Source organism: Brevibacterium sp. LS14 (genome assembly GCF_012027885.1).
Lineage (GTDB): Bacteria > Actinomycetota > Actinomycetes > Actinomycetales > Brevibacteriaceae > Brevibacterium > Brevibacterium casei.
Genome location: NZ_SJXG01000035.1, coordinates 1 through 24,277 on the forward strand (window position 1 = coordinate 1; position 24,277 = coordinate 24,277).

Consider the following 24,277-nt stretch of genomic DNA (forward strand, 5'->3'; position numbering starts at 1 on the left):
AAGCCCATGTCATGCTGATGGTACTGCAACTTGGTGGTTGTGGGAGAGTAAGTGACTGCCGCAATAATTGTTGGTGGGGGATCCTGTCCTTGGGGCAGGATCCCCTCCTTTTTTCATTCACGACCGCTGCGAGTCAGCCTTCTCGTCGGTGATTCCGAGGAATCGGCGCACCGCCTCGGCGCCGGCGACCTCGACCGCATCGTCGTGGACGATGTCATCGGCACGCAGCACCATCTGATGCTCCGTGCACGCCTCACCGCCCTGGACGACGATCGTGAAGTCCCCGTTGGGGGAGTACCCGAGCTTCTCGGACACCCGCCGGCTCGCATCGTTGCCCTCGACATACCCGGTGTGGAACGTGCGGGCACCGAGATGATCAGCGAAGGCGGTCACGAGCGCACGGCGCATCCGGGTGCCGTACCCGCGTCCCTGCTCGGACCGCGCCAGCCATGACCCGGTCTTCACCGACCGCGTCTTCGGAAAGTCCGTGCTGCTCGCCCCCTGCAGGCCGACGACGCGTCCGTCGACGCGGACGGTGAACTCGATGGTCCAGTCACCGGGGGAGTAGTTCGCGCGCGTCCCCCACTGATACTGAGCGATCGACCGGCCGATCTCCTCGTCGGTGCCGGAGTCCCAATCGACGAGGAACGCCCGCACACCGTCTCGGCGGACGCCGCCGCGGGCGATCTCGGCGAGCTCCGGAAGATCCGCCTCCCGCGTCGGTGTGAGCTCCATGTCTCCGGTCGTGATGCGGAGGCCGAAGGGCGGCCAGATCTCAGCGAGGTCCATACCGGAAGTCTAGGGGCTCGGAAGCCCGGCGCGGTTACTCACGCTCAGGACGGTGGCCCGCCGCGGTGACCCACCCACAGGCCGGTGGCCAGCTGCCTTCCCGGTGATGGTCCTCAGCGACGGCCGATCGTGCCGTAGGCCTTGCGCCACCGCAGGAGCGGCTGCAGCTGACCGCTTCCTGGCCCGGCCCCCAAGGCCACCACCTCGCCGACGACGAGACTGTGCGTGGCGACCTGGACGATCTCCGTCATCCGCAGCTCGAACCACGCGACGGAACGACTGAGGATCGGCTGACCCGACCGCGGACCCGGAAAGGTGTCGATGCCGGACAGGGCACCGTAGAGCGGCTGCCCCGAAGCGCCGAGACGCTCCGAGATGTCGCGCTGCTCGGCGCTGAGGACGGAGATCGCGAAGTGATCGGTCATCTCCAAGGTCTCCATCATCCTCGAGCCTGAGTAGACGCTCACCGCCATCGTCGGCGGATCGTAGGAGACGTCGAGGAACGAGTCGACGGTGATCGCGTGCGCGGCACCGCCTCGCTTGGCCGAGACCACGGCGACGGCCGCGGCGATGTCGTCGCTGAGCTCGCGATAGCGCTCTGTGAGCGAATACTCGTGGGACCGATCCATGGTTCTCATTCTAGGGAACTACAATGGAGCCATGACCTATCCATCTTCAGGCGGTTCAGCCACGATCGAGCGCGAGCAGACAGAACAGCTCGTCGAACCGGGCGACCACGAGCGGTTCAGCCACTACGCTCCCAAGGACAAGATCATGGAATCCATGGTCACCGGGACGCCGCTCATCGCCCTGTGCGGAAAGGTGTGGGTCCCCACGCGGGATCCCGAGCGCTTCCCTGTCTGCCCGAAGTGCAAGGAGATCTTCGAATCGATGCCTGAAGGACCCAAGGAGTAGATGGCCGCGGAACGTCTCCCAGGGACCTCCGCCGCCGAACAGCTCTCACCGGCCTTCCCCGAGCGCGCCGCTTGGGGAACGGCCGGCAAGTTGCGCGCGTGGCAGGCCGAGGCCCTCGAACTCTACTTCCGGGATCAGCCGAAGGACTTCCTCGCCGTCGCGACCCCGGGTGCGGGCAAGACGACCTTCGCCCTGCGTCTGGCCGCTGAGCTCCTCGCCCAGCGCGTCGTCAACCGCGTCACGGTCGTTGCCCCCACCGAGCACCTCAAAGTCCAGTGGGCGGACTCCGCCGCGCGCGTGGGCATCAAACTCGACCCGCACTTCAAGAACTCCCAGGGCAAGCACGCCCCCGGATTCCACGGTGTCGCCCTCACCTACGCCCAGGTCGCCGCGAAGCCGGTCCTCCACCACAACCGCACCGCAGCCGGGCGCACGCTCGTCATCCTCGACGAGGTCCACCACGCCGGTGATGCGCTCTCCTGGGGTGACGCGGTCCGCGAGGCCTTCGGCCCGGCCGTGCGCCGCCTGTCGCTGACGGGCACCCCGTTCCGCTCCGACACCTCGCCGATCCCGTTCGTCACCTACGCCCCCGACGCCGAGGGCATCCGCACCTCGGTCGCGGACTACTCCTACGGCTACGGCCGGGCACTCAAGGACTCCGTCGTCCGGCCCGTCCTCTTCCTCGCCTACGCCGGGGCCATGTCGTGGCGGACGAAGGCCGGGGACGAGATGTCCCACGTCCTCGGCGAGGAGACGACGAAGGACATCAACTCCCAGGCCTGGCGCACCGCCCTCGACCCGGCCGGCGACTGGATCCCCGCCGTGCTCAAAGCCGCGGACATGCGCCTGACCGAGGTCCGGCGCACGGTCCCCGACGCCGGCGGTCTCGTCATCGCCACTGACCAGGATGCCGCTCGCGCGTACGCGAAGGTGCTGCGCGAGCTCACGGGGGAGAAGCCCACCGTCGTCCTCTCTGACGAGGCGGGCGCCTCGGCGCGCATCGAGGAGTTCCAGAACTCGACCGACCGCTGGATGGTGGCCGTGCGCATGGTCTCCGAGGGCGTCGACGTTCCCCGCCTGTGCGTCGGGGTTTATGCGACCTCGTCCTCGACCCCGCTCTTCTTCGCCCAGGCCATCGGACGCTTCGTCCGCGCCCGCAAACGCGGAGAGACCGCTTCCGTGTTCCTCCCCTCGGTGCCGATCCTCCTGGCGCTCGCGAACTCGATGGAGGTCGAACGCGACCACGCCCTCGACCGGCCCCGCAACGAGGATGAGAACGACGTCGTCGTCTTCGACGATCAGGCCCTCGAGCAGGCCAACCGCAACGAGGGCGCCTCCGATCAGCTCGGCTCCTTCGAGGCGCTCGGTGCCGAGGCGCTGTTCGACCGGGTGCTCTACGACGGCGGCGAGTTCGGCACCGGCGGAGCGATCGGCTCCGAGGACGAACTCGACTTCATCGGCATCCCCGGCCTCCTCGAACCCGAACAGGTCCACGAACTCCTGCGCACCCAGCAGGCCAAGCAGGCCCAGCGTAAGACCGCCGCCGCACCGCCTCCTGCCGCCGAGGTCCACACGAGCGAACTCGAGCACCGGGCGATGAAGGAGGAGCGCAACCAGCTCCAGAGCCTCGTCGGCGCCTGGTCACGGCGCACCGGCACCCCGCACAAGACCGTCCACGTCGAACTCCGCAAGGCGTGCGGAGGACCTGCGGTGGCCCAGGCCACCCGCGAGCAGATCCAGGCGCGGATCAAGAAGCTCCAGGGCTGGTTCGTCGGCCAGAAGTGAGCCGGCCGGAAGTGAGTCAGCCCGAGTAGAACACCGTCGGGATCGCCGGCTCCCCGTCCTGGAGGCGCCTGGCCGACCGCGGCAGCTCCGCCAGGGACTCGTCATGGCGGGCACACGCCTTCTTCACTCCGCCGGCCCCCGTGAACGACCGGTCGATCTCCCCGCCCACGACGAGGTCGACCGACAGGTGCCGTCCGTCGTCGAGGTCATCGGGCAGGTCGGGGATGCCGACGGCCTCTTCGACGGCGATCGCACCGTCGATGAGGCGCCTGGCCTCCTTGTGCCCGCCCCGGGAGGGCTTGCCCGTCGAGTTCTTCGCCACCGCCGTCCACGTCCCCGATTCGTCGGCGCGCGCGACGAGCTTGTAGACGAGCCCCGCCGCCGGTGCGCCCGAGCCGGTGACGACGCGAGTGCCGACGCCGTAGGCGTCGACGGGGGAGGCGGCGAGCGCTGCGATCGCGTACTCGTCGAGGTCGCTGGTGACCGTGATCGTCGTGTCCTTCGCGCCGAGGCGGTCGAGGCCCGCCCTGACCTCGCTCGCCTGTTCGATGAGGTCGCCCGAGTCGATGCGCACCCCGCCGAGGCGGGGGCCGGCGAGTTCGATCGCCGTCTTGAGCGCCTCCTCGACGTCGTAGGTGTCGAGCAGGAGGGTCGTATCGGTGCCGAGCGACTCGAGCTGCGCGGCGAAGGCTTCGCGCTCCGAGTCGTGGAGGAGGGTGAACGAATGCGCCGAGGTCCCGATCGTCGGCAGTCCGTACCGCAGTCCCGCAGCGAGGTTCGACGTCGAGGAGAAGCCGCCGATGACCGCGGCCCTGGCCGCCGCCACTGCCGCATGCTCGTTCGTGCGACGCCCGCCCATCTCCGCCACCGGTCGGTCGCCGGCGGCCTGCGCCATCCGGGACGCCGCCGAGGCGACCGCGCAGTCGTAGTTGAGCGCGGAGAGGATGAGCGTCTCGAGGATGACACCCTCGGCGAAGCTCGACTCGATGGTGAGCAGCGGGGAGCCCGGGAAGTAGATCTCGCCCTCGGCGTAGCCCCGGATCGTTCCCGAGAAGCGGTAGTTCGCCAGCCAGTCGATCGTCGCGGCATCGACGATGCGCTCACGGCTGAGGAACGCAAGCTCCTCCTCGTCGAAGCGGAAGTCCTCGAGCATCTCGAGGATGCGTCCCGTGCCTGCGACGACGCCGTAACGGCGTCCGGCGGGAAGGCTGCGACCGAAGACCTCGAAGAGGCTGGGCCGGTGAGCAGCGCCCGATCTCAAGGCGGCCTGCACCATCGTCAGCTCGTACTGATCGGTGAAGAACGCAGTGGAATCGGTGCGTGTGAGATCACTCATAGGCGTGATCTTACGTCACGACAGCATCACGGATCTGCCGTATTGTGGAAACGTGAGCAATCCAACGACCCCTGTTCTGGAGCCGGACGTCGGCGTCCGCACCGCCGTGGATCCGGCCAGGCCGTGGAGGACCGTCGTCTTCAACGACCCGGTCAATCTCATGAGCTATGTCAGCTACGTCTTCCAGTCCTACTTCGGGTACTCCGCGGAGAAGGCTCACCGGCTCATGCTCGAAGTCCACGAGAAGGGCCGCTCCGTCGTCGCCACCGGAGGACGCGAGGAGATGGAGCGCGACACCCAGGCGATGCACGAATACGGTCTGTGGGCCGCGTGCCAACCAGAATCAGGATCAGACTGAGGCATGGCAGCCATCGACGCTCGTGGGGACGACGTCGTCCTCAGACTCGAGGACAACGAACGCTCACTCATGCTCACGGTCTTCACCGACCTCGCCGCCCTCCTCGCCGAGGATGAGGGGGAGGACGGTCGTCCCGATTCGGAGAACTGGGAAGCCCGGCTCGGCCTCGTCGAGCGCCCTCGCCCCGACGATCCGGCGCTGCTGCGGCTCTTCCCCGATGTCGACCCCCTCGACGACGAACGCTCGCAGGAGTTCCGGCGGCTCACCGAGTTCGACCTCGCCCAGGCGAAGGCGCACAACGTCCGCATCATCGTCGCCGGGCTGAGGCGAGGAGCGGCGATCACGCTCAGCCATGACGAGGTGCTCGCGTGGATGAAGGGCCTCAACGACCTTCGGCTCGTCCTCGCTGTCCGCCTCGGCATCGACACCGAGGAGGCGCAGGAGGAGAAGTACGCCCACCGCGACCAGCTCGACGAGTCCGAAGAGCTCACCCTGACCCTGTACGACTTCCTGACCTGGATTCAGGACCGACTGACGATGACCTTGCTCGCGCAGATGCAAGGGGATGACGACGAATGAAACTCACCGCCCTCGGCACCGCCGGCTCCTTCCCCGGCCCCGGTTCCTCCGCCAGCTGCTACCTCGTCGAGACCGAGGAGGAGAAGCCGACCCGCATCGTCCTCGACTTGGGCTCCGGAGCGCTCAGCCCTCTGCAGCGAGCAGTCGACCTCGACTCGATCACCGCTGTCGTGCTCAGCCACCTCCACCCCGACCACTGCATGGACATGCTCGGGTTCTACGTCCGCCACAGCTACGACCCGCGCTTCTTCTCCGGAGACGTCACGGACACCGGCACGATCCGCACCCGCACCGCCGTCTACGCCCCGGCCGGAGCAGAGGAGCGACTCACCCGCGCCTATCACACGGATCCCGGAAAGGCCCCGTCCGCCGACGGCTGCGAAGACACCGACTTCTCCCGCGCGTTCGAGTTCATCGACCTCGACGACCGATCGGTCTGGCAGATCGGGTCGCTGACCATCGAGACCTTCCTCGTCGACCATCCCGTCGAGACCTACGCCGTGCGGATCACGGACGCGACCGGATCCGTCATCGCCTACTCGGCTGACACCGACGAGTGCGCCAACCTCGTCGAAGCCGCCCGCGGGGCCGACCTCTTCCTCTGCGAGGCCGCGTTCCAGGAGGGCAGGGACTCCGCCCGCGGAGTCCACCTCACCGGCAAGCGCGCGGGTCGTGTGGCCACCGACGCCGACGTCCGCTCCCTCGTGCTCACGCACATCCCCGTGTGGACGGACTGCACGATCGTGCGCGGAGAGGCCGCGGGGGAGTACCGCGGCCCCATCGAACTCGCGAAACCCGAAGCCTGGTGGAGCGTGTGAGCCCCACCGCAACCGAGACCGAGACAGGAAAGAGGACCATGGCGCGCGCAGACGGACGAGGAGCCGATGAGCTCCGCGAGGTGAAGATCACCCGGAACTGGATCACCACCGCCGAGGGCTCGGCCCTCATCGAGTTCGGCAACACGCGCGTGCTCTGCGCGGCGTCCCTGACCGAAGGCGTCCCCCGGTGGCTCAAGGGGCAGGGCCGCGGATGGGTGACCGCCGAGTACGCGATGCTCCCGCGCGCCACCGACTCCCGGAGCACCCGTGAGTCCGTCAAGGGCAAGCTCGGCGGGCGCACCCATGAGATCTCCCGCCTCATCGGGCGCAGCCTGCGAGCGGTCATCGACATGACGAAGCTCGGGGAGAACACCCTCGTCCTCGACTGCGACGTCCTCCAGGCCGACGGCGGGACCCGCACCGCCTCGATCACCGGTGCCTACGTCGCCATGGCCGACGCGATCGACAAGGGCCGCTCGTCCGGACTCATTCCCGCCGCCCACCAGCCGCTGACCGATTCGGTCGCTGCGATCAGCGTCGGCATCGTCGACGGTCAGCCCCTCCTCGACCTGCCCTACGTCGAGGACTCGACCGCCGAGACCGACATGAACGTCGTCATGACCGGCTCCGGGAAGTTCGTCGAGGTCCAGGGCACTGCCGAAGGTGCGCCGTTCGACCGCGACGAGCTCTCCTCGCTGCTCGACCTCGCCGCGAAGGGCTGCGCCGACCTCACCGAGCTTCAGCGCGAGGCGCTGGGACGATGACGACCTTCGTCCTCGCCACCCACAACGAGAAGAAGAAGCGCGAGCTCCTCGCGATCCTCCTCCCTGTCCTCGGTGAGGGCACGGAGGTCCGCACCGCCGCCGAGGCGGGGCTCGGGGACATCCCGGAGACCGGGGTGACGTTCGCCGAGAACGCGCTCATCAAGGCCCATGCCGCCGCGGCGGCCACCGGGCTGACCGCGATCGCCGACGACTCCGGGATCGCCGTCGACGTCCTCGGCGGGGCGCCGGGGATCTTCTCCGCCCGATGGGCAGGACGCCACGGCGACGACCAGGCGAACCTCGAGCTGCTGCTGTCCCAGCTGCGCGACATCGACGCCGCACACCGGGGAGCGCAGTTCCGCTGCGCCGCCGCGGCCGTCACCCCTGACGGGCGCGAGTTCGTCGCCGAGGGTGCGATGCCCGGCCGCCTCGCCACCGCACCGCGTGGGGACGGCGGCTTCGGCTACGATCCCATCTTCATCCCCGAGGGCTCGGAGAAGAGCGCGGCCGAGATGACCCCGGAGGAGAAGAACGCGCGCTCGCATCGGCGCATCGCCTTCGACGGCCTCGCCGGCATCCTCGCCGAGCAGACGGGACTCTGAGACCGCCACCCGCCTCGGCGACCGCAGGCCGCTGACCCGGCATCCGCCCCGAGGACCGGGCCCCGTTCACGGTGAGCGGCCCGGGATGTGACACGGGACACATTCGCGCCCTGCCGTGTCGGTTAGACTGAGCGAGCCGATCGGCGTCCCGAACTACGAGGTGAACCATGAAGTCTCCGCGCACCGCCCTCTGGGTCGCAGCCGCCGCTGCCCTCACCCTCGTCCTCTCCGCGTGCTCGGCGGGCGCCTCCGATCCCGGATCGGACGAGCAGCGCGATTCGATGGCGATCGCCTTCACCGCCGAACCGGTCAACCTCGACTTCACCTCGACCTCGGGGGTCGCGATCCCCGAGGCCCTCATGGAGAACGTCTACGAGTCCCTCGTCCGCCTCGACGAATCCGGTGAGATCCAACCGGCGCTCGCCGAGGACTGGACGGTGTCCGAGGATCGGAAGACGTACACCTTCACCCTCCGCGAGGGAGTGAAGTTCTCCAACGGAGCAGACCTCACCAGCGAGGACGTCAAGTTCTCCTACGAGCGAGCGAAGAACGAGTGGACGAATGCGCTCGGGGCGAAGATGGACGTCGTCGACTCGATCGCCACTCCCGACGACTCCACGGTCGAGATCACGCTGGCCACACCGTCGAACCAGTGGCTGTTCAACCTCACGACACTCATCGGGGCCGTCTTCGACACCGAGGGCACCGAGGACCTCGCAAACGAGGCGATCGGCACGGGACCGTACGCGATCGAGAAGTTCACGCGCGGGCAGTCGATCGACTTCGTCGCGCGCGACGACTACTGGGGCGAGGCGCCGGCGGTGAAGAACGTCGAGTTCAAGTACTTCACGGACGCCGTCTCCGCCGCGAACGCCCTGAAGTCCGGCGAGATCGACGTCGTCTCCAACCTCCAGGCCCCGGAACTCGCCGGGGACTTCCAGAGCGCGGACTACCAGATCATCTCGGGCACGACGAACGGCGAGGTCGTGCTGACGATGAACAACGCCGACGGGATCTTCAAGGACAAGCGCGCCCGTGAAGCGGTGATGTACGCGATCGACCGCAAAGCCGTGCTCGACACCGCATGGGCCGGATACGGAGAGCTCATCGGATCGATGGTCCCGCCGACCGACCCCTACTACGAGGATCTCACCGGGGTGTGGCCCTACGACCCCAAGAAGGCGAAGCAGCTCATCGACGACGCCGGGCTCACCGGCGAGGAGTTCACCTTCACCGTGCCCAACCTGCCGTACGCGAAGGCGATCTCCGAGATCGTGTCCTCGCAGCTGAGCGAGGTCGGTCTCACCGCGAAGATCGAGACGCAGGAGTTCCCCGCAGTGTGGTTGGACAAGACCTTCACGAAGCACGAGTACGACATGTCGGTGATCAACCACGCCGAACCCCGCGACATCCTCACCGTCTTCTCCTCCGACTACTACACCGGCTACGACGATGCGAAGATCAGGGAGCTCGCGGAGAAGGCCGACACGGGCACCGAGGAGGAGTACATCTCCGGGATGAAGGACATCGCGCGCACGATCACCGAGGACGCGGCCGCCGACTTCCTCTTCCTCTTCCCCAACCTCGTCGTCGCCAAGGCCGATGTCGCAGGCATCCCCGTCAACCGCGTCTCGGATGCCTTCCGCATCGCCGACCTCAGCTGGAACTGACCTGTCCCGACCATGATCGCCTACGTCCTCGGTCGGCTCGTCCAGTTCCTCCTCTCCCTCCTCGTCGCCTCGGTGGCGGTGTTCGCCCTCATGAGCGTCCTGCCGGGCAATGCGGCGCAGGTGGCCCTGGGGACGAACGCCACCGCTGAGGCGGTGGCGGAGCTCGAGTCCCGCTATGGCCTCGATGAGCCGGCGCTCGTGCGCTACCTCGACTGGCTCGGCGGGATGGTCCGCGGGGACTTCGGAACGTCCTACGTCACCGGCGCCCCGATCACCCCGGTCATCGTCGACAGCGTCCAAGTCACCGCGATCCTCGTCGTCGCGGCGATCATCGTCGCCGTGCTCATCGCCGTGCCGCTGGGCACCTTCGCCGCCCTCGAGCAGCGCAGCTGGGTGGGGGCGACGATCTCGGCGCTCAGCCAGATCGGGATCGCGATCCCCAGCTTCCTCGCCGCGATCCTCCTCGTCATGGTCTTCTCCCTCACCCTCGGGTGGTTCCCCTCCCAGGGGTGGATGGCGCCGATCGAAGGCGTCGGCGGCTTCCTCGCCCGCCTCGTCCTCCCCGTCGTCTCCCTCGCCCTCGTCCAGGCGGCGATCCTCACCCGCTACGTCCGCTCCGCCGTCCTCGACGTCATGCGCGAGGACTACATCCGCACCGCCCGGGCGAAGGGGCTGACCCGGACCCGGGCGCTGTTCCGGCACGGACTGCGCAATGCGGCGATCCCGGTTATCACCGTCGCCGGGGTCCAGCTCGCGACCCTGCTCGTCGGCGCCGTCGTCATCGAACAGATCTTCGTCCTCCCCGGCATCGGCTCCGAGCTCGTGCGAGCCGTATCCAACCGCGACCTCGTCACCGTCCAGGGCATCGTCATGGTCCTCATCGTGCTCGTGCTCCTCATCAACTTCGTCGTCGACCTCCTCTACCCGGTCGTCGATCCGCGACTGAGGGCTGCCGCATGAGCGCGACGAACCCACGCGACCGCGTCCACGCCGACGGCCTCCCGGCCGCCGAGCATGTCGTCGGTGCCCGCGGCCGGGGACGGCGTCCGCGCAGACGTGTCGGAGCGCCGATGATCATCGGTGCTGTCCTCGTCGCCCTCGTCGTCCTCCTCGCCCTCGTCTCCTTCGTCTGGACACCCTACGATCCCGCTGCCGTCGACCCGGCAGCCCGGCTGCAGGCGGGCAGCCCTGCCCATCCCCTCGGCACCGACCGCTTCGGCCGGGACACCCTTACGTGGATCATGTACGGCGCACGGATCACACTCATGGTCGGCGTCGTCGCCGTCGGCATCGCCCTGCTCATCGGCACCCCGATCGGGATCCTCGCCGCGGTCTTCGCCCAGTACCCGTGGGGTCAGTGGCTGGGCGCCCTGATCATGCGCGCCAACGACATCCTCCTCGCCTTCCCTGCCCTTCTGCTCGCCATCATCTTCGCCGCCGTCTACCAGCCGGGGACGGGCCCGGCGATGGTCGCCGTCGGCATCGCCTCCATCCCCGGGTTCGCCCGTGTCGCCCGGTCGGGGACGATGCAGGTGCTCGGCTCCGAGTACGTCCGGGCCGCCCGCGCCGCGAACCGGGGCACCGCCGCGATCGCCGTCGTCCACGTCCTGCCGAACATCGCCGGCATGGTCATCGTCCAGGCGTCGGTGACGTTCGCGATCTCCGTCCTCGCCGAGGCGGGGCTCTCCTTCCTCGGCCTCGGCACCCAGGCGCCGGTGCCCTCGTGGGGGCGGATGCTCCAGGAGTCCCAGCAGTTCCTCGCCACCCGTCCCGAACTCGCGCTGTGGCCGGGCCTGGCCATCGCGGTGGCCGTCCTCGGCTTCAACCTCCTCGGCGACGGACTCCGCGACCGCTTCGACCCGAAGATGGAGGTGCGCTGAGATGACCGAGACCCTCGTCGACGTCACCGACCTCACGATCACCCCGGCCGGAAGCGGGGAACCGGTCCTCGACTCCGTCTCTCTCCGGCTGGTCCCGGGGGAGCGGGTCGGGCTCATCGGCGAATCGGGGTCGGGGAAGTCCCTGACCGCGGCCTCGATCATGGGACTGCTTCCCGACGAACTCCACGCGACGGGGACGATCCGCCTCGCCGGCTTCGACGGCGACGTCCTCACCGCGAGCGAGAAGCGGCTGGCCCGCATGCGCGCGGATCTCGTGTCGATGGTCTTCCAGGAGCCGATGAGCGCGCTCAACCCGCTCATGCGGGTCGGCGACCAGATCGCCGAGGCGCTGCGCCTCCACGGCGGCGTCCCCCGCGCGCAGGTCCCCGGACGGGTGCTCGAACTCCTCCGCGACGTGCGGATGCCCGCTCCCGAGAGCGCCCGCCTGGCCTACCCGCACCAGCTCTCCGGAGGGCAACGGCAGCGGGTCATGCTCGCGATCGCCCTCGCCAACGCCCCGCGGCTGCTCATCTGCGACGAACCGACGACCGCCCTCGACGTCACGGTGCAGAAGCAGATGCTCGACCTCATCGCCGAAAGGGTCGACGCCGTCGGGGCGGGGCTGCTCTTCATCACCCACGACCTCGCCGTCGTCGCGGGACTGTGCGACCGGGTCATCGTCATGTACCAGGGCCGCATCGTCGAGACCGGCACGGTCGAAGAGATCTTCACCGACCCGCAGCACCCCTACACCCGGGGCCTGCTCGCCTCCTCCGATCTCGACGCCACCGACGCCGACGGGCACCTCTTCACCCTGCGCACGGCACTCGACTACACGGGGCCGGGCGAAGACCCATCGGGGACGCCGGCCGGGAAGGCGACGACCGCCTCGGCGGCAGAGGAGGGCCTTGCGGACCCGCCGGGCCACGGCCCTTCGCCGCGCGGACGGGATGCATCGCCTCTCATCGAGGTCGCCGACGTCTCGAAGCTCTACCGATCCGGGGGACTGCTGCGGCGGCGGGCTCCGGTGCGCGCACTCGACGGGGTCGGCTTCACGGTGGCACGGGGCCAGCGGCTCGGGATCGTCGGCGAATCGGGGTCGGGGAAGTCGACGCTGCTCAACATCCTCTCCGGTCTCGACCGACCGACGAGCGGCCATGTCCGCGTCGGCGACATCGCCGTCGAGTCGGCGTCCGCCTCGGCGCTGCGCCGTCTGCGCGAGGACCTCCAGATCGTCTTCCAGGATCCCTTCGCCTCCCTCGACCCGCGGACGCGGGTCGAGGACATCGTCGCCGAACCGCTCATCGCCAAGGGCATCGGACGCGACGAGCGCCTCGCCGAGGTCGAGGCGATGCTCGCCGCAGTCGACCTCGACACCGCAGCGATGCGGCGCTACCCCCACCAGTTCTCCGGCGGACAGCGGCAGCGGATCTCGATCGCGCGGGCACTGGTCACCCGGCCCCAGATCCTCGTCGCCGACGAGCCCGTCTCCGCCCTCGACGTCTCCGTCCGGGCGCAGGTGCTCAACCTCCTCACCGACCTCGTCGACGACTACGCCCTCACCCTGCTCTTCGTCTCCCACGACCTCGGCGTGGTCAGGCATCTGTGCTCCGATGTCATCGTCATGAAGGACGGATGCATCGTCGAGGCGGGGACGACCGAGCAGGTCTACACCGCACCCCGAGAGGAGTACACGGCGAGCCTCATCGCCGCGACCCCGACCCTGGCCGCCGCGCTCACCGGCTGAGCCGAGACGCCGACCCGAGACCCACGACGAAGGAGAAGAGGACGATGACGGCTCTGTCCGATCTGACCGCAGCGCAGATGGCCGCGGGATACGCCGAGGGGGAGTTCTCCCCGCTCGAGGTGCTCGCGAGCGTGCAGTCGCGGATGGACGCATGCGAACCCGTCATCAACGCCCTCCACCACCGTGACGACGAGCGCTCCCGTGAGGCCGCCGAAGCGAGCGCCCGCCGCTTCGCGGCCGGGGCTCCACTCGGACCCCTCGACGGGGTGCCGGTGACGATCAAGGAGAACATCGCGCGCAGGGGAGTGCCGATGCCGTCGGGCCATGCGTGGCTCGACGTGCCACTCGCCGACCACGATGCGCCGATCACCGAGAGGCTCACCGAGGCCGGGGCCGTCATCGTCGGATCGACGACGATGCCCGATTGGGGCATGCTCTCCTCGGGGGTCTCCTCGCTCCACGGCATCACCCGGTCCCCGCTCGACCCGAGCCTGACGACGGGCGGATCGAGCGCCGGTGCCGGTGCCGCGGCCGCGGCCGGCTACGGGCCCATCCACATCGGCTCCGACATCGGAGGATCGATCCGCCTGCCGTGCACCTGGCTCGGCCTCGCCGGCCTCAAGCCGAGTTTCGGACGGGTCCCGCTCGACGCCCCCTACATGGGACGCTGCGCGGGCCCGATGGCGCGCACCATGGCCGACGTCGCCGCGGCGATGACCGTCATCTCCGCCCCCGACGACCGTGACTGGACGCGGCTTCCCGCCGGCGCCGCCGATGGTGCCGATGCGTCATCGTCGCCGTTCGATCCTGCGGGCCTGCGCATCGGCCTCCACCTCGACGCCGGGTGCGGGGTCCCTGCGACGTCGGAGACGACCGACGCGATCGCCGAGGCGGCCGCGGCATTCCGCACCGCCGGAGCCGAGATCGTGCCCGTCGCCCCCTTCATCGACGACGGTCTGCTCGCCGACATGGACCTGTTCTGGCGGGTCCGGTCGTGGAACGACCTCCGGGCGCTCCCGTTCGCCGAACAGCAGCTCATCCTGCCCTACATCCGGGAGTGGGCCCAGGGCGGGGCCGACGTCACGGGTTCGCGCCTCATGGAGTGCTACCACAGCGTGCAGGAGATCCGACGGCGCATCGTCGCTGCGACGGGCGACCTCGACCTCGTCCTCTCCCCGGTGGCCCCGGACGCGGCGTTCGCAGCCGAACAGCCGATGCCCTACCCCGATGCCACCGCGCCCATGGGGCACATCGGGTTCACGATGCCCTACAACATGTCGGAGCAGCCGGCGGCGACCGTGCTCGCGGGATTCACCGGCGACGGGCGGACGATCGGCGTGCAGATCTCCGGGCGCCGCTTCGCCGACGACCTCGTCATCGCCGCTGGCCGGTGGTTCGAAGCCGCCGCCGCCGTCCCCCTGCCGCGGCGCGCAGTCCTCGACGGAGCCTGAGCGAGACGAGAATCGCCGGGACTCCGACAGGAGTCCCGGCGATCACCGTCGGAGGGAGAGCGTCAGAAGTCGAAGAACTCGACGGAGAGCTTGTCGCCCTCGATCGTCACACTTCCCGACACCGACAGCGGATTCCCGTTCGAGAAGTACGAGGAGCCGCGCTGCTTTCCGTCGACGCTGAAGTCGAAGCTGCCGTTCTTCTCGGTGAAGAACGACCCCGTGTTGGTGTCACCGACCCCGAAGGAGGCCTTGACGTCGGGCATCTCCTTGATGTTCCACTTCGCGGTGTTCTTCTTCGCGAGCTCATCGAGCTTCTTGTCCGTGCCGCCGACCGGGATCTGCGTGGGATCGAACTTGATGAACTTGCACTTGGGCTTGATGTCCTTGTTGTCGAAGCACTTCTCGAGCTCGGCATCGACCTGCTTCTGGACCTCCTTCTCGAAGTCCGGGGTCGGGGCGAGATCGAGGTTGAGCGTGAGCGGTGAAACCTGCTCGCCGCTCGGCTGATCACCCGGGGCATAGGCCTGCGGGAAGTTCGCCGCAGCGGTGTCCGAGGCCTCGGAGACCCACTTGCTCGCAGGGATCGCGAACTCGTACTTGCCCGGGTAGACGGCGAAGGCCGTCGTGCCCGCCTGCGCCTTGTAGTCGGTGCCGTTGATCGTCAGTCCGTCAGCGGCGGGGACGTCGAGGGAGATGACGTGGAGCGCGGGCCCGGTCAGCGCCCACTTGTCGAAGAAGAGGTTCTGCTTGCCGTCCTTCTTCGCGGTGAGATCGACGTTGTAGTTCGCTCCGTCGAGCGTGTAGCTGACGGTGACTTTGCCGTTGTCACCGTCGACGTTCGAGGATTCGACCTTCGCGTTCTTGATCTTCGCCGGCGACGACTCGGTGAAGTTCGTCGACAGCAGGTCGAGGTTCGTGCCCTCAGGACGCGGGGACGGGGCGATCTTCTCCGCAGCGGCGAAGTCACCCTTGTTCAGCGCCGCGACGTAGTCCTCGGCAACCGAGTCCGGTCCGTAGTTGTTCTTGTTCACCGAGTTGACGACGAGAACACCGACGAGGACGAGCACGAGGACGAGGACGACGGCACCGAGGGCGATGAAGAGCGGCAGCTTCCCCTTCTTCTTCGGTGCCCGGGACTCTGCCCGGGTCGTCGCTGCGGTCGAACCGGCGAAACCGGGGGCCGGTGCCGGCTGCGGGAGGGCCTGGGACGACCCGGGTCCCGAACCCGTCCGCTGCCCCGAACCGGTCTGCTGCGGTCCGCTCTGGTAGGGGTCGGACTGGTTCTGGTACGGACCCGCCGGGTTCCGGTACCCGCCGTTCTGCTCCGGTACGGCGGGGTAGCGGCTCGTGCCCTGTTCGTTCGAATAACCGCCGGGGCCGCCCTGCTGAGGGCCGCCCTGCTGAGGACCGTTCTGCCCCGGACCGCCGAACTGGGGGCCGGGTGCGCCGTACTGCGGGCCGCCGGGCTGCGATCCACCTTGGTCGGGTCCGCCGTACTGGGGTGCGCCGGGCTGCGATGGGGACCCGCCGAAATGCGGTGCCGACTGAGGACCCTGCTCATTGCGCGATCCCGACCACTGCGAGCCGTTGTCGGCACCGGGGCCCTGCCCCTGCGGGCCTCCGGCGCCCGGGCCCGACGGAGCGCCGCTTTCGACGCGCGGCTGGGGAGTGGTCGCAGCGCCGTCCGAAGTCTGCTGCGATCCGGGACCTCTGCCCTGGTCAGCGGCCCCGAACGGGGGAGCGTCGGAGCCGAACGACGTCTCGTCGGCTTCCTTCGCCGCGGTGTTCTGCGCATCACGATCCGCCGCGGGTTCCCGCGCATCACGGTCCGAGGAGAACGGGCTCGGCATCGCGACCGTCTCCTCACCTGCGGACGCTCGGTTCGGACCGCTTCCCGAACCCGTCACGCCCGTACTGCCCTCGCCGGTCGACGCGTCCGTGTTCCGGTGGGGAGGATCGTTCGGTGGGGGCGGAACATTCTGTTCGTCGTTCCCGTTGCTCATCGCAGTCTGCTTCCTTAACTTCCGACACGCGCGTTCTGGCGCAATTGTACGTCCCGGACGTGGGAATCGCGTGGTCAATACCGCAATGTGCGCTTGCCGTCGGCGAAAATGGTACCGATGCACACTTCTCCACCTCAGAGCTCCACGCGCCATCCCGTCCTCCTGGGCATGGTCGAAGCCTTCCGCCTCGGCCTCATCGTCGTGCCCTCGGCGTTCGTCGTCGCGACGGTCTTCTGGCTCGTCGGCCTCGGCGCCCAGCTCGACTACTCGATCATCCCCGAGTGGGCCTTCGCCCTCTGGGCCGTCGTCCACGGTCTGAGCATGTCGACGATGGGCTTCGACTTCTCACTGCCCCCGAGCCTCGTCACCCTCGGAGTGTGGGCCCTCCTCGCCTCGGGGGCGGCCCGACTCATCACTGTGCTCTCCGATGCCGATCCTCAGCCCGGCGATGAGGCGGAGGAGACTCCGTGGTGGGCGACGTGCGCCATGGCGCTCTCGGGCTTCGCCCTCGTCTACGCGGGGCCGCTCGTCGTGCTCGCCGTCCTCGTCGGGGAGGCGACTCTCGATCCGCTCGGCGTCCTCCGGCTGCTCGCCCTGCTCGCGACGGCCTTCGCCTTCGGCTATGTCCGGGTCCGCGGCGTCGTCGACCTCCCGTGGCTGAGTGGACTCGACGAGGAGGTCTGGAGTGCCGCGACCGCCCTGGGCAGGCGCGTGCTCTTCGGCGCCCTCGGACTCGCCGTCGTCGTCATCGCCGTCGGGCTCGGACTGCGGTGGGCCGACCTCGCCGAGGCGATGGAGGCCTACAGCTCCCCGCTGTCGGCCGGCATCGGCCTCGTCGTGGTCCAGGTGCTCTTCGCTCCGGGAGCGCTCTTCAGCGCGCTGTCGTGGATCGCCGGCACAGGGGTGGGCATCGGCGACGGCGTCTCTTCGGCGTTCCTCACGGCCTCGGGACCTGTGCCCGACGTTCCCGTGCTCGAACTCCTCGTCGGGGGATACCCGGTGTGGGCGAAGGCCGCACCGGTCCTCCTCGTCCTCCTCGGGATCGGCTGCGTCGTCATCGGCCGCGCGCATGCCCGCCGGGTCCATGCCGCCGGATGGATGAGTGTGGCCGTCGCGTCCGGGCTCGTCCTCATCGTCGGTGAGACCGCTGCGCTCTTCTCCTTCGGTGCGATCGGTCCCATCGGGCTCGCCGCCTTCGGTCCCTCACCCCTCGTCTCCGCGCTCGCGGTCACCGGATGGGTCGGTCTGGGTCTGAGCATCGGCTGCGGGCTGACCATGCTCTCGCACATGGAGTTCGACCGCGAGGACGACGAGGCTCTCGCGGGAAGCGAGCGCAGCTGATCGCCGACACCCCGGGTGGTGGTCGGACTGGTGGGGTCGGAACTGCGGCACCGGAGGCCGCTCAGAGGTGCGCTGTGCTCAGTTCGAGCCGGGCAGCTCGAGGTCCTGTCCGGTGATCTGCTTGAACCAGGAGCCCAGTCCGTCCTCGTAGTCGCTCGCGCACTTGAGCTCCGCCTGCTGGGTGATCGCATCCCGCACGCACTCCTCGTAGCTCGACTGGACGGGCCAGAGCACCACGGAGGAGAGGGTGGAGAAGACGAGGTAGACGCTGAGCAGTCCGCCGAGGACGCCGAGGGAGATGCTGCGCTTCTGCTTCGCTCTGACCACGGCGATGATGTAGCGGACCGACCAGACGATCGCGGCGATCGCGAAGCCCGCGGCGGCGAGTTTGAAGGGCAGCGGATAGGTGAACGTCAGCACCGCGGCCAGGACGAGGAGGATGAGGATGAGTCCGTGCCGCGCCGGCGCGGCCTGCCTCTCCTCCTCGGGGGTGGGGGCATTCTTCTCTTCGGTGCTGTTCGGTGACGTCACCCCGTCATTTTGTCACAGTCGACTGGCAATCGCCTCGGCGCCCGGTCCGGCCCCAGCGGAAGCCGGCACGGTCCGGGTCGGTGCGCCCGTGACGGCGAGGATAGAATGGCCTTCGTGCGCATCGTTCTGCTGGCCTCCGGCTCAGGTACCCTCACCCAGGCCGTCATCGACGCCTTCACCGGACCCGGATCCGCCGACGTCGAGATCGTCGCGATCGGCTCCGATTCTCCGACCGCGGGTGTCCTCGCCCGGGCCGAGTCCGCGGACATCCCCACCTTCGTCGTCCGCCCTCGGGACTTCTCCGACCGCGATGCATGGAATGTGCGGCTGCGCGACACGGTCGCCGACCTCGACCCGGACTGGGTCGTCTCCGCCGGCTTCATGCGCATCCTCGGCGCCGACTTCATCGCCGCCTTCGACCAGCGGATCATCAACACCCACCCGGCGCTGCTGCCGGCCTTCCCCGGCGCCCACGGCGTCCGCGACGCGCTCGCCCACGGCGTCAAGGTCACCGGCGGGACGATCCACCTCGTCGACTCCGGGGTCGATACGGGCCCGATCATCACGCAGTTCACGGTCCCGGTGCTCGACGGAGACACCGAGGACAGCGTCCACGAGCGCATCAAGACCCGGGAGCGGGAGGAAGTCGTCCGCTTGCTCCGCTTCCTCACCACCCACGATCTCACCATCGACGGCCGCCACGTCTCGGGATACCCCGCCGCGGCGGACGTCGTCGTCTGAGCCGATCACCCACCAAGCCCTCAAGGAGGACCTGTGACAGGAACCCGCGCGATCAGGAGAGCGCTCATCAGCGTCTACGACAAGACCGGACTGACGGAGCTCGCCCGTGGGCTCGCCGCCGCCGGAGTCGAGATCGTCTCCACGGGATCGACGGCCGCGCGGATCGCCGAAGCCGGAGTCGAGGTCACCGAGGTCGAAGCGCTCACCGGGTTCCCCGAGACCCTCGAAGGCCGTGTCAAGACCCTCCACCCCAAGGTGCATGCCGGGATCCTCGCCGACTCGCGCAAGCCCGAGCACCTCAGCCAACTCGATGACCTCGGGATCGAGCCCTTCGACCTCGTCGTCGTCAACCTCTACCCGTTCGCCGAGACGGTCGCCAGCGGTGCGGGCTTCGACGAGTGCATCGAGCAGATCGACATCGGCGGACCCTCGATGGTCCGTGCCGCGGCGAAGAACCACCCCACCGTCACCGTCATCACCGACCCTGCCGACTATCCGGCCGTCACCGAGGCGGCGGCAGGGGAGGGCTTCGACCTCGCCTCCCGCCGGGCCTTCGCCGCCCGCGCCTTCGCCCACACCGCGGCCTACGACTCCGACGTCGCCTCGTGGTTCGCCGGGGAGCTCGCTCCCGCGGGCGAGCAGCCCGACTTCGCGGGACTGACCGGGAACAAGCTCGCGGATCTGCGCTACGGGGAGAACCCCCACCAGTCGGCCGCCGTCTACTCCGACGGCACGCGCGGCATCGCCGGGGCGAGACTGCTCGGCGGCAAGCCGATGTCGTACAACAACTACACGGACACCGATGCCGCGATCCGGGCCGCCTATGACTTCGACCAGCCGGCAGTCGCGATCATCAAGCACGCCAATCCGTGCGGCATCGCCGTCGCCGAGACCCCCGCCGCCGCCCACCGGGCAGCCCACGCCTCGGATCCGCTCTCGGCCTACGGCGGTGTCATCGCCGTCAACCGCGAGGTCGACGCCGAACTCGCGGAGTCGATCAAGCCGATCTTCACCGAATGCCTCGCGGCCCCGTCGTTCTCGCCCGAGGCGCTCGAGATCCTGGCATCGAAGAAGAACCTGCGCCTCATCGAACTCGGGGACATCGACGCCCCGGCCGAGGAGATCACCCAGATCACCGGCGGTTTCCTCGTCCAGGACCGTGACGTCTTCCAGGCCGAGGGCGACTCGCCGAAGTCCTGGACGCTCGCCGCCGGTCCGGCCGCGGACCCCGCGGTGCTCGCCGATCTCGAGTTCGCATGGAAGGCGTGCCGGTCGGTGAAGTCGAATGCGATCCTCCTGGCCAAGGACGGCGCCTCGGTCGGCGTCGGCATGGGTCAGGTCAACCGGGTCGACTCGGCGAAGCTCGCCGTCGAGCGCGCCGGTGCCGAACGCGCCTCCGGCTCCGTCGCCGCCTCCGATGCGTTCTTCCCGTTCGCCGACGGACTCCAGATCCTCCTCGACGCCGGTGTCACCGCCGTCGTCCAGCCCGGTGGGTCGATCCGCGACGACGAGGTCATCGCCGCGGCCGAGGACGCCGGAGTCTCCCTCTACCTCACAGGGAGCCGCCATTTCTTCCACTGAGCGGACCCGCACCTCCCCCCGCCATGCCCGGCGGGGGAGAGGGGCGCTCGCCAAGCGGTGGATCTACTGGAAGCGGCGCTACTCGCATCCGGTCTCGAAGGACTGGGTGCTGCTCGGCTGCCTCGCGGCGACCGGTGTGGCCGCAGCGTGCGCATTCATCGACTTCCGGCTCGGGGCCTTCGTCCTCGCCGCCGTCCCCGGGGGACTCGCGCTCATGCGGTCGATGCCCTCGCCGTGGGGCGAGTTCTGGGTCAACCGCTCGAAGGGCGTCGACATCCTCACCTGCCTGATCTTCACAGCCCTCCTCGTCGGACTCGCGATCGTCGTCCCGCAGAGCCGCTGACGTCAGCGAGAGTGACGGGCAGGGCTGCCGGCGCCCGGAGTCGCCGAGAAGTTACCGAGGCAGTGGCGATGGTCACATTGGGAGATCTCTGTGAAAGTCGGAGGTTCCGGTTGCCCTCGGTGACGAAAGTGGCATCGTGGTCTGCGTCAGGAGGTCCGTACGGGCCTCTTCCGATGAAAGGAGACAGCATGGGATTTGATGACCTGACCAACAAAGCCAAGGACGCCGTGAATAGCGATAAGGGCGAAGAGATCAGCGACCAGGGTCTCGACAAGGCCTCCGATGCCGCCAACAATCTCTCCGGCGGGAAGTTCGAAGACCAGATCAACCAGGGCCGCGACGGCGCCGATGGAGCCATCGGCAACCAGTGATCCTCAGTCCATTGCCGCGTCCGGCATGGACGAAGCGCCGAGGTGGATGATCACCTCGGCGCTTCTCTGTGCCCTGGGGGCGGTCAGCTGAGTTTCTCGACCGGGGCGTAGCGGAGGAGGAGGCGCTTCGTGCCGGCCGAACCGAAGTCGACGACGGCGACGGTCTTGTCGCCGGTGCCGTTGACCTCGGTGACGGTCCCGAGGCCGAAGGACTCGTGGGAGACCTTCTCGCCCACGGACACCGAGATGACCTCACGGTTGGGGCGGATGCGATTCGGGAAGCCTGCCGAGGGCGCACTCGCGGCGCGAGAGCCGCGGGAGGCTCCCGAGGTGCGTGAGGACCCGCCGACACCGGAAGCGCCGGAGCCTCCGCGCGAGGAGGACCCGCCGCCGTATCCGCGCGCACCGTAGCCGCCGAAGCTGCTCCCGCCGCCGCTGCCGAGGGCCGAAGAGAAGCTGCCGGTGCTCTCCCATTCGATGAGGTTCTCGGGGATCTCGGTGAGGAAGCGGCTGGGCGGGTTGTATTGCGGCTGACCCCACATGCTGCGCGTCTCCGCGCGGGTGACGAGCAGTCGCTGCCTCGCCCGGGTGAGGCCGACGTAGGCGAGGCGCCGCTCCTCGGAGAGTTCGCTGGGATTCTCGAACGAGCGGGCGTGTGGGAAGCCGCCGTCCTCGAGGCCGGTGAGGAAGACGACGGGGAACTCGAGGCCCTTCGCCGTGTGGAGGGTCATGAGAGTGACCTGCCCGAGCTCGGCGTCGGGGATCTGATCGGTGTCCGAGGCGAGCGCCACCTGTTCGAGGAATGCGTCGATCGATGCGTCTGCGGCCGCCTCGGCGGGGGACTGCGCTTCGGCATCCGACGGTCGGCCCGCCTCGGCGGGGGTGGGGTCCGCGTCAGCGGCCTCGGACTGTCCATGGTCGGCGTCGGCGGCCTCCGGATCGGCGGCGACAGCACGAGTCGCGGAGAAGTCCTCGGCGACGGCGACGAGCTCGGCGAGGTTGTCGACCCGGGACTCGTCCTGCGGGTCCGTGCTCTTCTGCAGGGATTCGAGGTATCCGCTCTGTTCGAGGATCGCTTCGATGACGCGGGAGACGGGGGCCACCTCGGCGGTGGCGGAGAGATCGCGGAGGAGAGCGTAGAACTTCTCCACCGAGGACTCGGCGCGGGTGGACAGGTGCGGGATCTCGCCGAGGCGACCGAGTGCGGCATAGAAGCTGATGCCCTCCCGGTCCGCGAAGTCGGCGATGATTCCCTCGGTGCGGTCGCCGATCGAGCGCTTGGGCACGTTGAGGATGCGGCGGAGGTTGACGTCGTCGTCGGGATTGGCGATGACGCGGAGGTAGGCGAGGGCGTCCTTGATCTCCTTGCGCTCGTAGAACCGCGTGCCGCCGACGACCTTGTAGGGGATGCCCGAGCGGACGAGCGCGTCCTCGATCGCCCGGGACTGGGCGTTCGTGCGGTAGAAGACGGCGAAGTCGCCGTAGGTGTACTTCTCCTCGTCGATGAGCTCGTCGATGCGGTCGACGACGAAGCGTGCCTCGGCCTGTTCGTTCTCCGCGACCCAGCCGACGATCGGCTTGCCCCCGCCCTCGGAGGTCCACAGGCGCTTGTCCTTGCGGTCCTGATTGTGGGCGATGACGGCGTTCGCAGCATCGAGGATGTTCTGGGTCGAACGGTAGTTCTGCTCGAGGAGGACCACCTCGGCGGCGGGGAAGTCCTGCTCGAACTCGACGATGTTGCGCACAGTCGCTCCGCGGAAGGCGTAGATCGACTGGTCGGCGTCGCCGACGACGGTGAGCTCGGCACCGGTCGACCCGCCCGCGCCGTCACCGGCGAGTGCCCGGATGAGGGCGTACTGGGCGGGGTTCGTGTCCTGATACTCGTCGACGAGGATGTGGCGGAACCGGCGACGGTACGAGTCGGCGACCTCGGGGAAGGCCCCGAAGAGGTGGACGGTCTCAGCGATGAGGTCGTCGAAGTCATAGGCGTTGGCCAGGCGCAGACGCTGGGTGTAGCGACGGAAGACGTCGCCTAAGACCTCGTCGGCGGGATTGTTCGGGCGCGGGACGAAGTCCTCGGCCGTCTGCAGCTCGTTCTTGAGGTTGGAGATCCGGTGGAGGATCGACCGCGGCGCGTACTTCTTCGAGTCGAGGCCGAGCTCCTTGAGGATCTGCGCGACGAGGCGCTGCGCGTCCTGGGCGTCGTAGATCGTGAAGTTCGTGCTTCTGCCCAGCGTCTTCGCCTCCCGGCGGAGGATGCGCACGCACGCGGAGTGGAACGTCGAGACCCACATCGCCCGCGAGGCCGGTCCGACGATCGCGGAGACGCGTTCGGCCATCTCCTTCGCCGCCTTGTTCGTGAAGGTGATCGCGAGCACTTCGCCCGGATGCGCGCGGCCGGTGGCCAGGGCATAGGCGATGCGCCTGGTGAGCACCGTCGTCTTGCCGGATCCGGCACCGGCGACGATGAGCAGGGGAGAGCCCGTGTGGACGACGGCCTCCCGCTGCCGAGGGTTGAGGCCAGAGAGCAGGTCGTCGGCGCGGGAGTCGGCGGTCATCGAAGTGTGGTCAGCTGCAGCAGTCATGTCGGAACCAACGATACCGTCCGCCCCTGACGCAGGCAGACGCCCTCACCCGAGCGCCCGGAAGGTGGCTGAGCCGGGGGAGGAGAC

The 24,277-nt window shown here is 68.8% G+C and carries 23 protein-coding genes; 17 read left to right on the forward strand and 6 right to left on the reverse strand.

Annotation, left to right across the window (positions count from 1 at the left end; all coding sequences use genetic code 11):
* Window positions 1–117: 117 nt before the first annotated feature.
* Together EZE58_RS04710 and EZE58_RS04715 are read right to left on the reverse strand one after the other, a co-directional pair.
* Entirely contained in the window at window positions 118–789 is a 672-nt protein-coding gene (locus EZE58_RS04710) for a GNAT family protein (RefSeq protein WP_009374392.1), read from the reverse strand.
* 113 nt (window positions 790–902) lie between these two features.
* Window positions 903–1,418: a flavin reductase family protein gene (locus tag EZE58_RS04715; protein WP_009374393.1), complete on the reverse strand. Its 516-nt coding sequence runs from the start codon at window positions 1,416–1,418 to the stop codon at window positions 903–905.
* A 31-nt stretch (window positions 1,419–1,449) separates the two neighbouring features.
* Between EZE58_RS04715 and EZE58_RS04720 the strand changes: the two genes are divergently transcribed.
* Together EZE58_RS04720 and EZE58_RS04725 are read left to right on the forward strand one after the other, a co-directional pair.
* Window positions 1,450–1,704: a DUF3039 domain-containing protein gene (locus EZE58_RS04720; protein WP_009374394.1), complete on the forward strand. Its 255-nt coding sequence runs from the start codon at window positions 1,450–1,452 to the stop codon at window positions 1,702–1,704.
* A complete protein-coding gene (locus tag EZE58_RS04725) occupies window positions 1,705–3,489 on the forward strand; it encodes a DEAD/DEAH box helicase (protein WP_167559989.1) in 1,785 nt (594 codons plus the stop codon).
* 16 nt (window positions 3,490–3,505) lie between these two features.
* Here the strand turns inward: EZE58_RS04725 and EZE58_RS04730 are convergent, their stop codons facing one another.
* Entirely contained in the window at window positions 3,506–4,825 is a 1,320-nt protein-coding gene (locus EZE58_RS04730; protein WP_063250194.1) for a nicotinate phosphoribosyltransferase, read from the reverse strand.
* A 52-nt stretch (window positions 4,826–4,877) separates the two neighbouring features.
* Here EZE58_RS04730 and clpS point away from each other — a divergent pair, with 52 nt between their 5' ends.
* The 10 genes from clpS to EZE58_RS04780 all read left to right on the forward strand — a co-directional run bounded on the left by clpS (window position 4,878) and on the right by EZE58_RS04780 (window position 14,694).
* The gene (gene clpS / locus EZE58_RS04735) at window positions 4,878–5,183 is read left to right on the forward strand and encodes an ATP-dependent Clp protease adapter ClpS (protein WP_009374397.1); all 306 of its coding nucleotides are present in this window, start codon (window positions 4,878–4,880) and stop codon (window positions 5,181–5,183) included.
* A 3-nt stretch (window positions 5,184–5,186) separates the two neighbouring features.
* Window positions 5,187–5,762 (forward strand): DUF2017 family protein, encoded by a 576-nt coding sequence (locus EZE58_RS04740; RefSeq protein ID WP_009374398.1) that lies wholly within the window; start codon window positions 5,187–5,189, stop codon window positions 5,760–5,762.
* Window positions 5,759–6,580, forward strand: a complete 822-nt coding sequence (locus EZE58_RS04745; RefSeq protein WP_009374399.1) for an MBL fold metallo-hydrolase — start codon at window positions 5,759–5,761, stop codon at window positions 6,578–6,580. Before EZE58_RS04740 ends, EZE58_RS04745 begins: the two co-directional genes overlap by 4 nt.
* 38 nt (window positions 6,581–6,618) lie before the next feature.
* The gene (rph, locus tag EZE58_RS04750) at window positions 6,619–7,344 is read left to right on the forward strand and encodes a ribonuclease PH (RefSeq protein WP_009374400.1); all 726 of its coding nucleotides are present in this window, start codon (window positions 6,619–6,621) and stop codon (window positions 7,342–7,344) included.
* Window positions 7,341–7,946: an RdgB/HAM1 family non-canonical purine NTP pyrophosphatase gene (gene rdgB, locus EZE58_RS04755; protein WP_009374401.1), complete on the forward strand. Its 606-nt coding sequence runs from the start codon at window positions 7,341–7,343 to the stop codon at window positions 7,944–7,946. The genes rph and rdgB overlap by 4 nt, the downstream gene beginning before the upstream one ends.
* Before the next feature lie 167 nt (window positions 7,947–8,113).
* Window positions 8,114–9,616: an ABC transporter substrate-binding protein gene (locus tag EZE58_RS04760; protein ID WP_009374402.1), complete on the forward strand. Its 1,503-nt coding sequence runs from the start codon at window positions 8,114–8,116 to the stop codon at window positions 9,614–9,616.
* 12 nt (window positions 9,617–9,628) lie between these two features.
* Window positions 9,629–10,576 carry an ABC transporter permease gene (locus EZE58_RS04765; protein WP_009374403.1) on the forward strand — a complete coding sequence of 316 codons (948 nt, stop codon included), beginning with the start codon at window positions 9,629–9,631 and terminating at the stop codon, window positions 10,574–10,576.
* Between the two features lie 110 nt (window positions 10,577–10,686).
* Window positions 10,687–11,496, forward strand: coding sequence for an ABC transporter permease (locus EZE58_RS04770; RefSeq protein WP_040341031.1), 810 nt, complete (start codon window positions 10,687–10,689; stop codon window positions 11,494–11,496).
* A gap of 1 nt (window position 11,497) precedes the next feature.
* A complete protein-coding gene (locus tag EZE58_RS04775; RefSeq protein ID WP_167559991.1) occupies window positions 11,498–13,243 on the forward strand; it encodes an ABC transporter ATP-binding protein in 1,746 nt (581 codons plus the stop codon).
* A gap of 44 nt (window positions 13,244–13,287) precedes the next feature.
* Complete coding sequence (locus EZE58_RS04780) at window positions 13,288–14,694, forward strand: amidase (protein ID WP_144589297.1); 1,407 nt, start codon at window positions 13,288–13,290, stop codon at window positions 14,692–14,694.
* Window positions 14,695–14,756: 62 nt separating this feature from the next.
* Here EZE58_RS04780 and EZE58_RS04785 read toward each other — a convergent pair whose 3' ends face one another.
* A complete protein-coding gene (locus tag EZE58_RS04785) occupies window positions 14,757–16,544 on the reverse strand; it encodes a hypothetical protein (protein WP_179952589.1) in 1,788 nt (595 codons plus the stop codon).
* Between the two features lie 270 nt (window positions 16,545–16,814).
* Between EZE58_RS04785 and EZE58_RS04790 the strand changes: the two genes are divergently transcribed.
* Window positions 16,815–18,038, forward strand: a complete 1,224-nt coding sequence (locus tag EZE58_RS04790) for a DUF6350 family protein (protein ID WP_009374408.1) — start codon at window positions 16,815–16,817, stop codon at window positions 18,036–18,038.
* Between the two features lie 78 nt (window positions 18,039–18,116).
* Here EZE58_RS04790 and EZE58_RS04795 read toward each other — a convergent pair whose 3' ends face one another.
* On the reverse strand, window positions 18,117–18,569 hold the full coding sequence (locus EZE58_RS04795; protein WP_009374409.1) for a hypothetical protein: 453 nt from the start codon (window positions 18,567–18,569) through the stop codon (window positions 18,117–18,119).
* Between the two features lie 114 nt (window positions 18,570–18,683).
* On the opposite strand from EZE58_RS04795, the gene purN reads away from it, so the two are divergent.
* The 4 genes from purN (at window position 18,684) to EZE58_RS04815 (ending at window position 21,605) form a co-directional block, all read left to right on the forward strand.
* Window positions 18,684–19,310, forward strand: coding sequence for a phosphoribosylglycinamide formyltransferase (purN, locus tag EZE58_RS04800; RefSeq protein ID WP_040341032.1), 627 nt, complete (start codon window positions 18,684–18,686; stop codon window positions 19,308–19,310).
* A 33-nt stretch (window positions 19,311–19,343) separates the two neighbouring features.
* Window positions 19,344–20,891, forward strand: a complete 1,548-nt coding sequence (gene purH / locus EZE58_RS04805; protein WP_009374411.1) for a bifunctional phosphoribosylaminoimidazolecarboxamide formyltransferase/IMP cyclohydrolase — start codon at window positions 19,344–19,346, stop codon at window positions 20,889–20,891.
* Window positions 20,892–20,997: 106 nt separating this feature from the next.
* Complete coding sequence (locus EZE58_RS04810) at window positions 20,998–21,234, forward strand: hypothetical protein (RefSeq protein WP_009374412.1); 237 nt, start codon at window positions 20,998–21,000, stop codon at window positions 21,232–21,234.
* 188 nt (window positions 21,235–21,422) lie between these two features.
* Window positions 21,423–21,605 (forward strand): antitoxin, encoded by a 183-nt coding sequence (locus tag EZE58_RS04815; protein WP_009374413.1) that lies wholly within the window; start codon window positions 21,423–21,425, stop codon window positions 21,603–21,605.
* Window positions 21,606–21,688: 83 nt separating this feature from the next.
* On the opposite strand, the gene EZE58_RS04820 is transcribed toward EZE58_RS04815, so the two are convergent.
* Window positions 21,689–24,190, reverse strand: a complete 2,502-nt coding sequence (locus tag EZE58_RS04820; RefSeq protein ID WP_240941149.1) for a UvrD-helicase domain-containing protein — start codon at window positions 24,188–24,190, stop codon at window positions 21,689–21,691.
* Window positions 24,191–24,277: the final 87 nt, after the last annotated feature.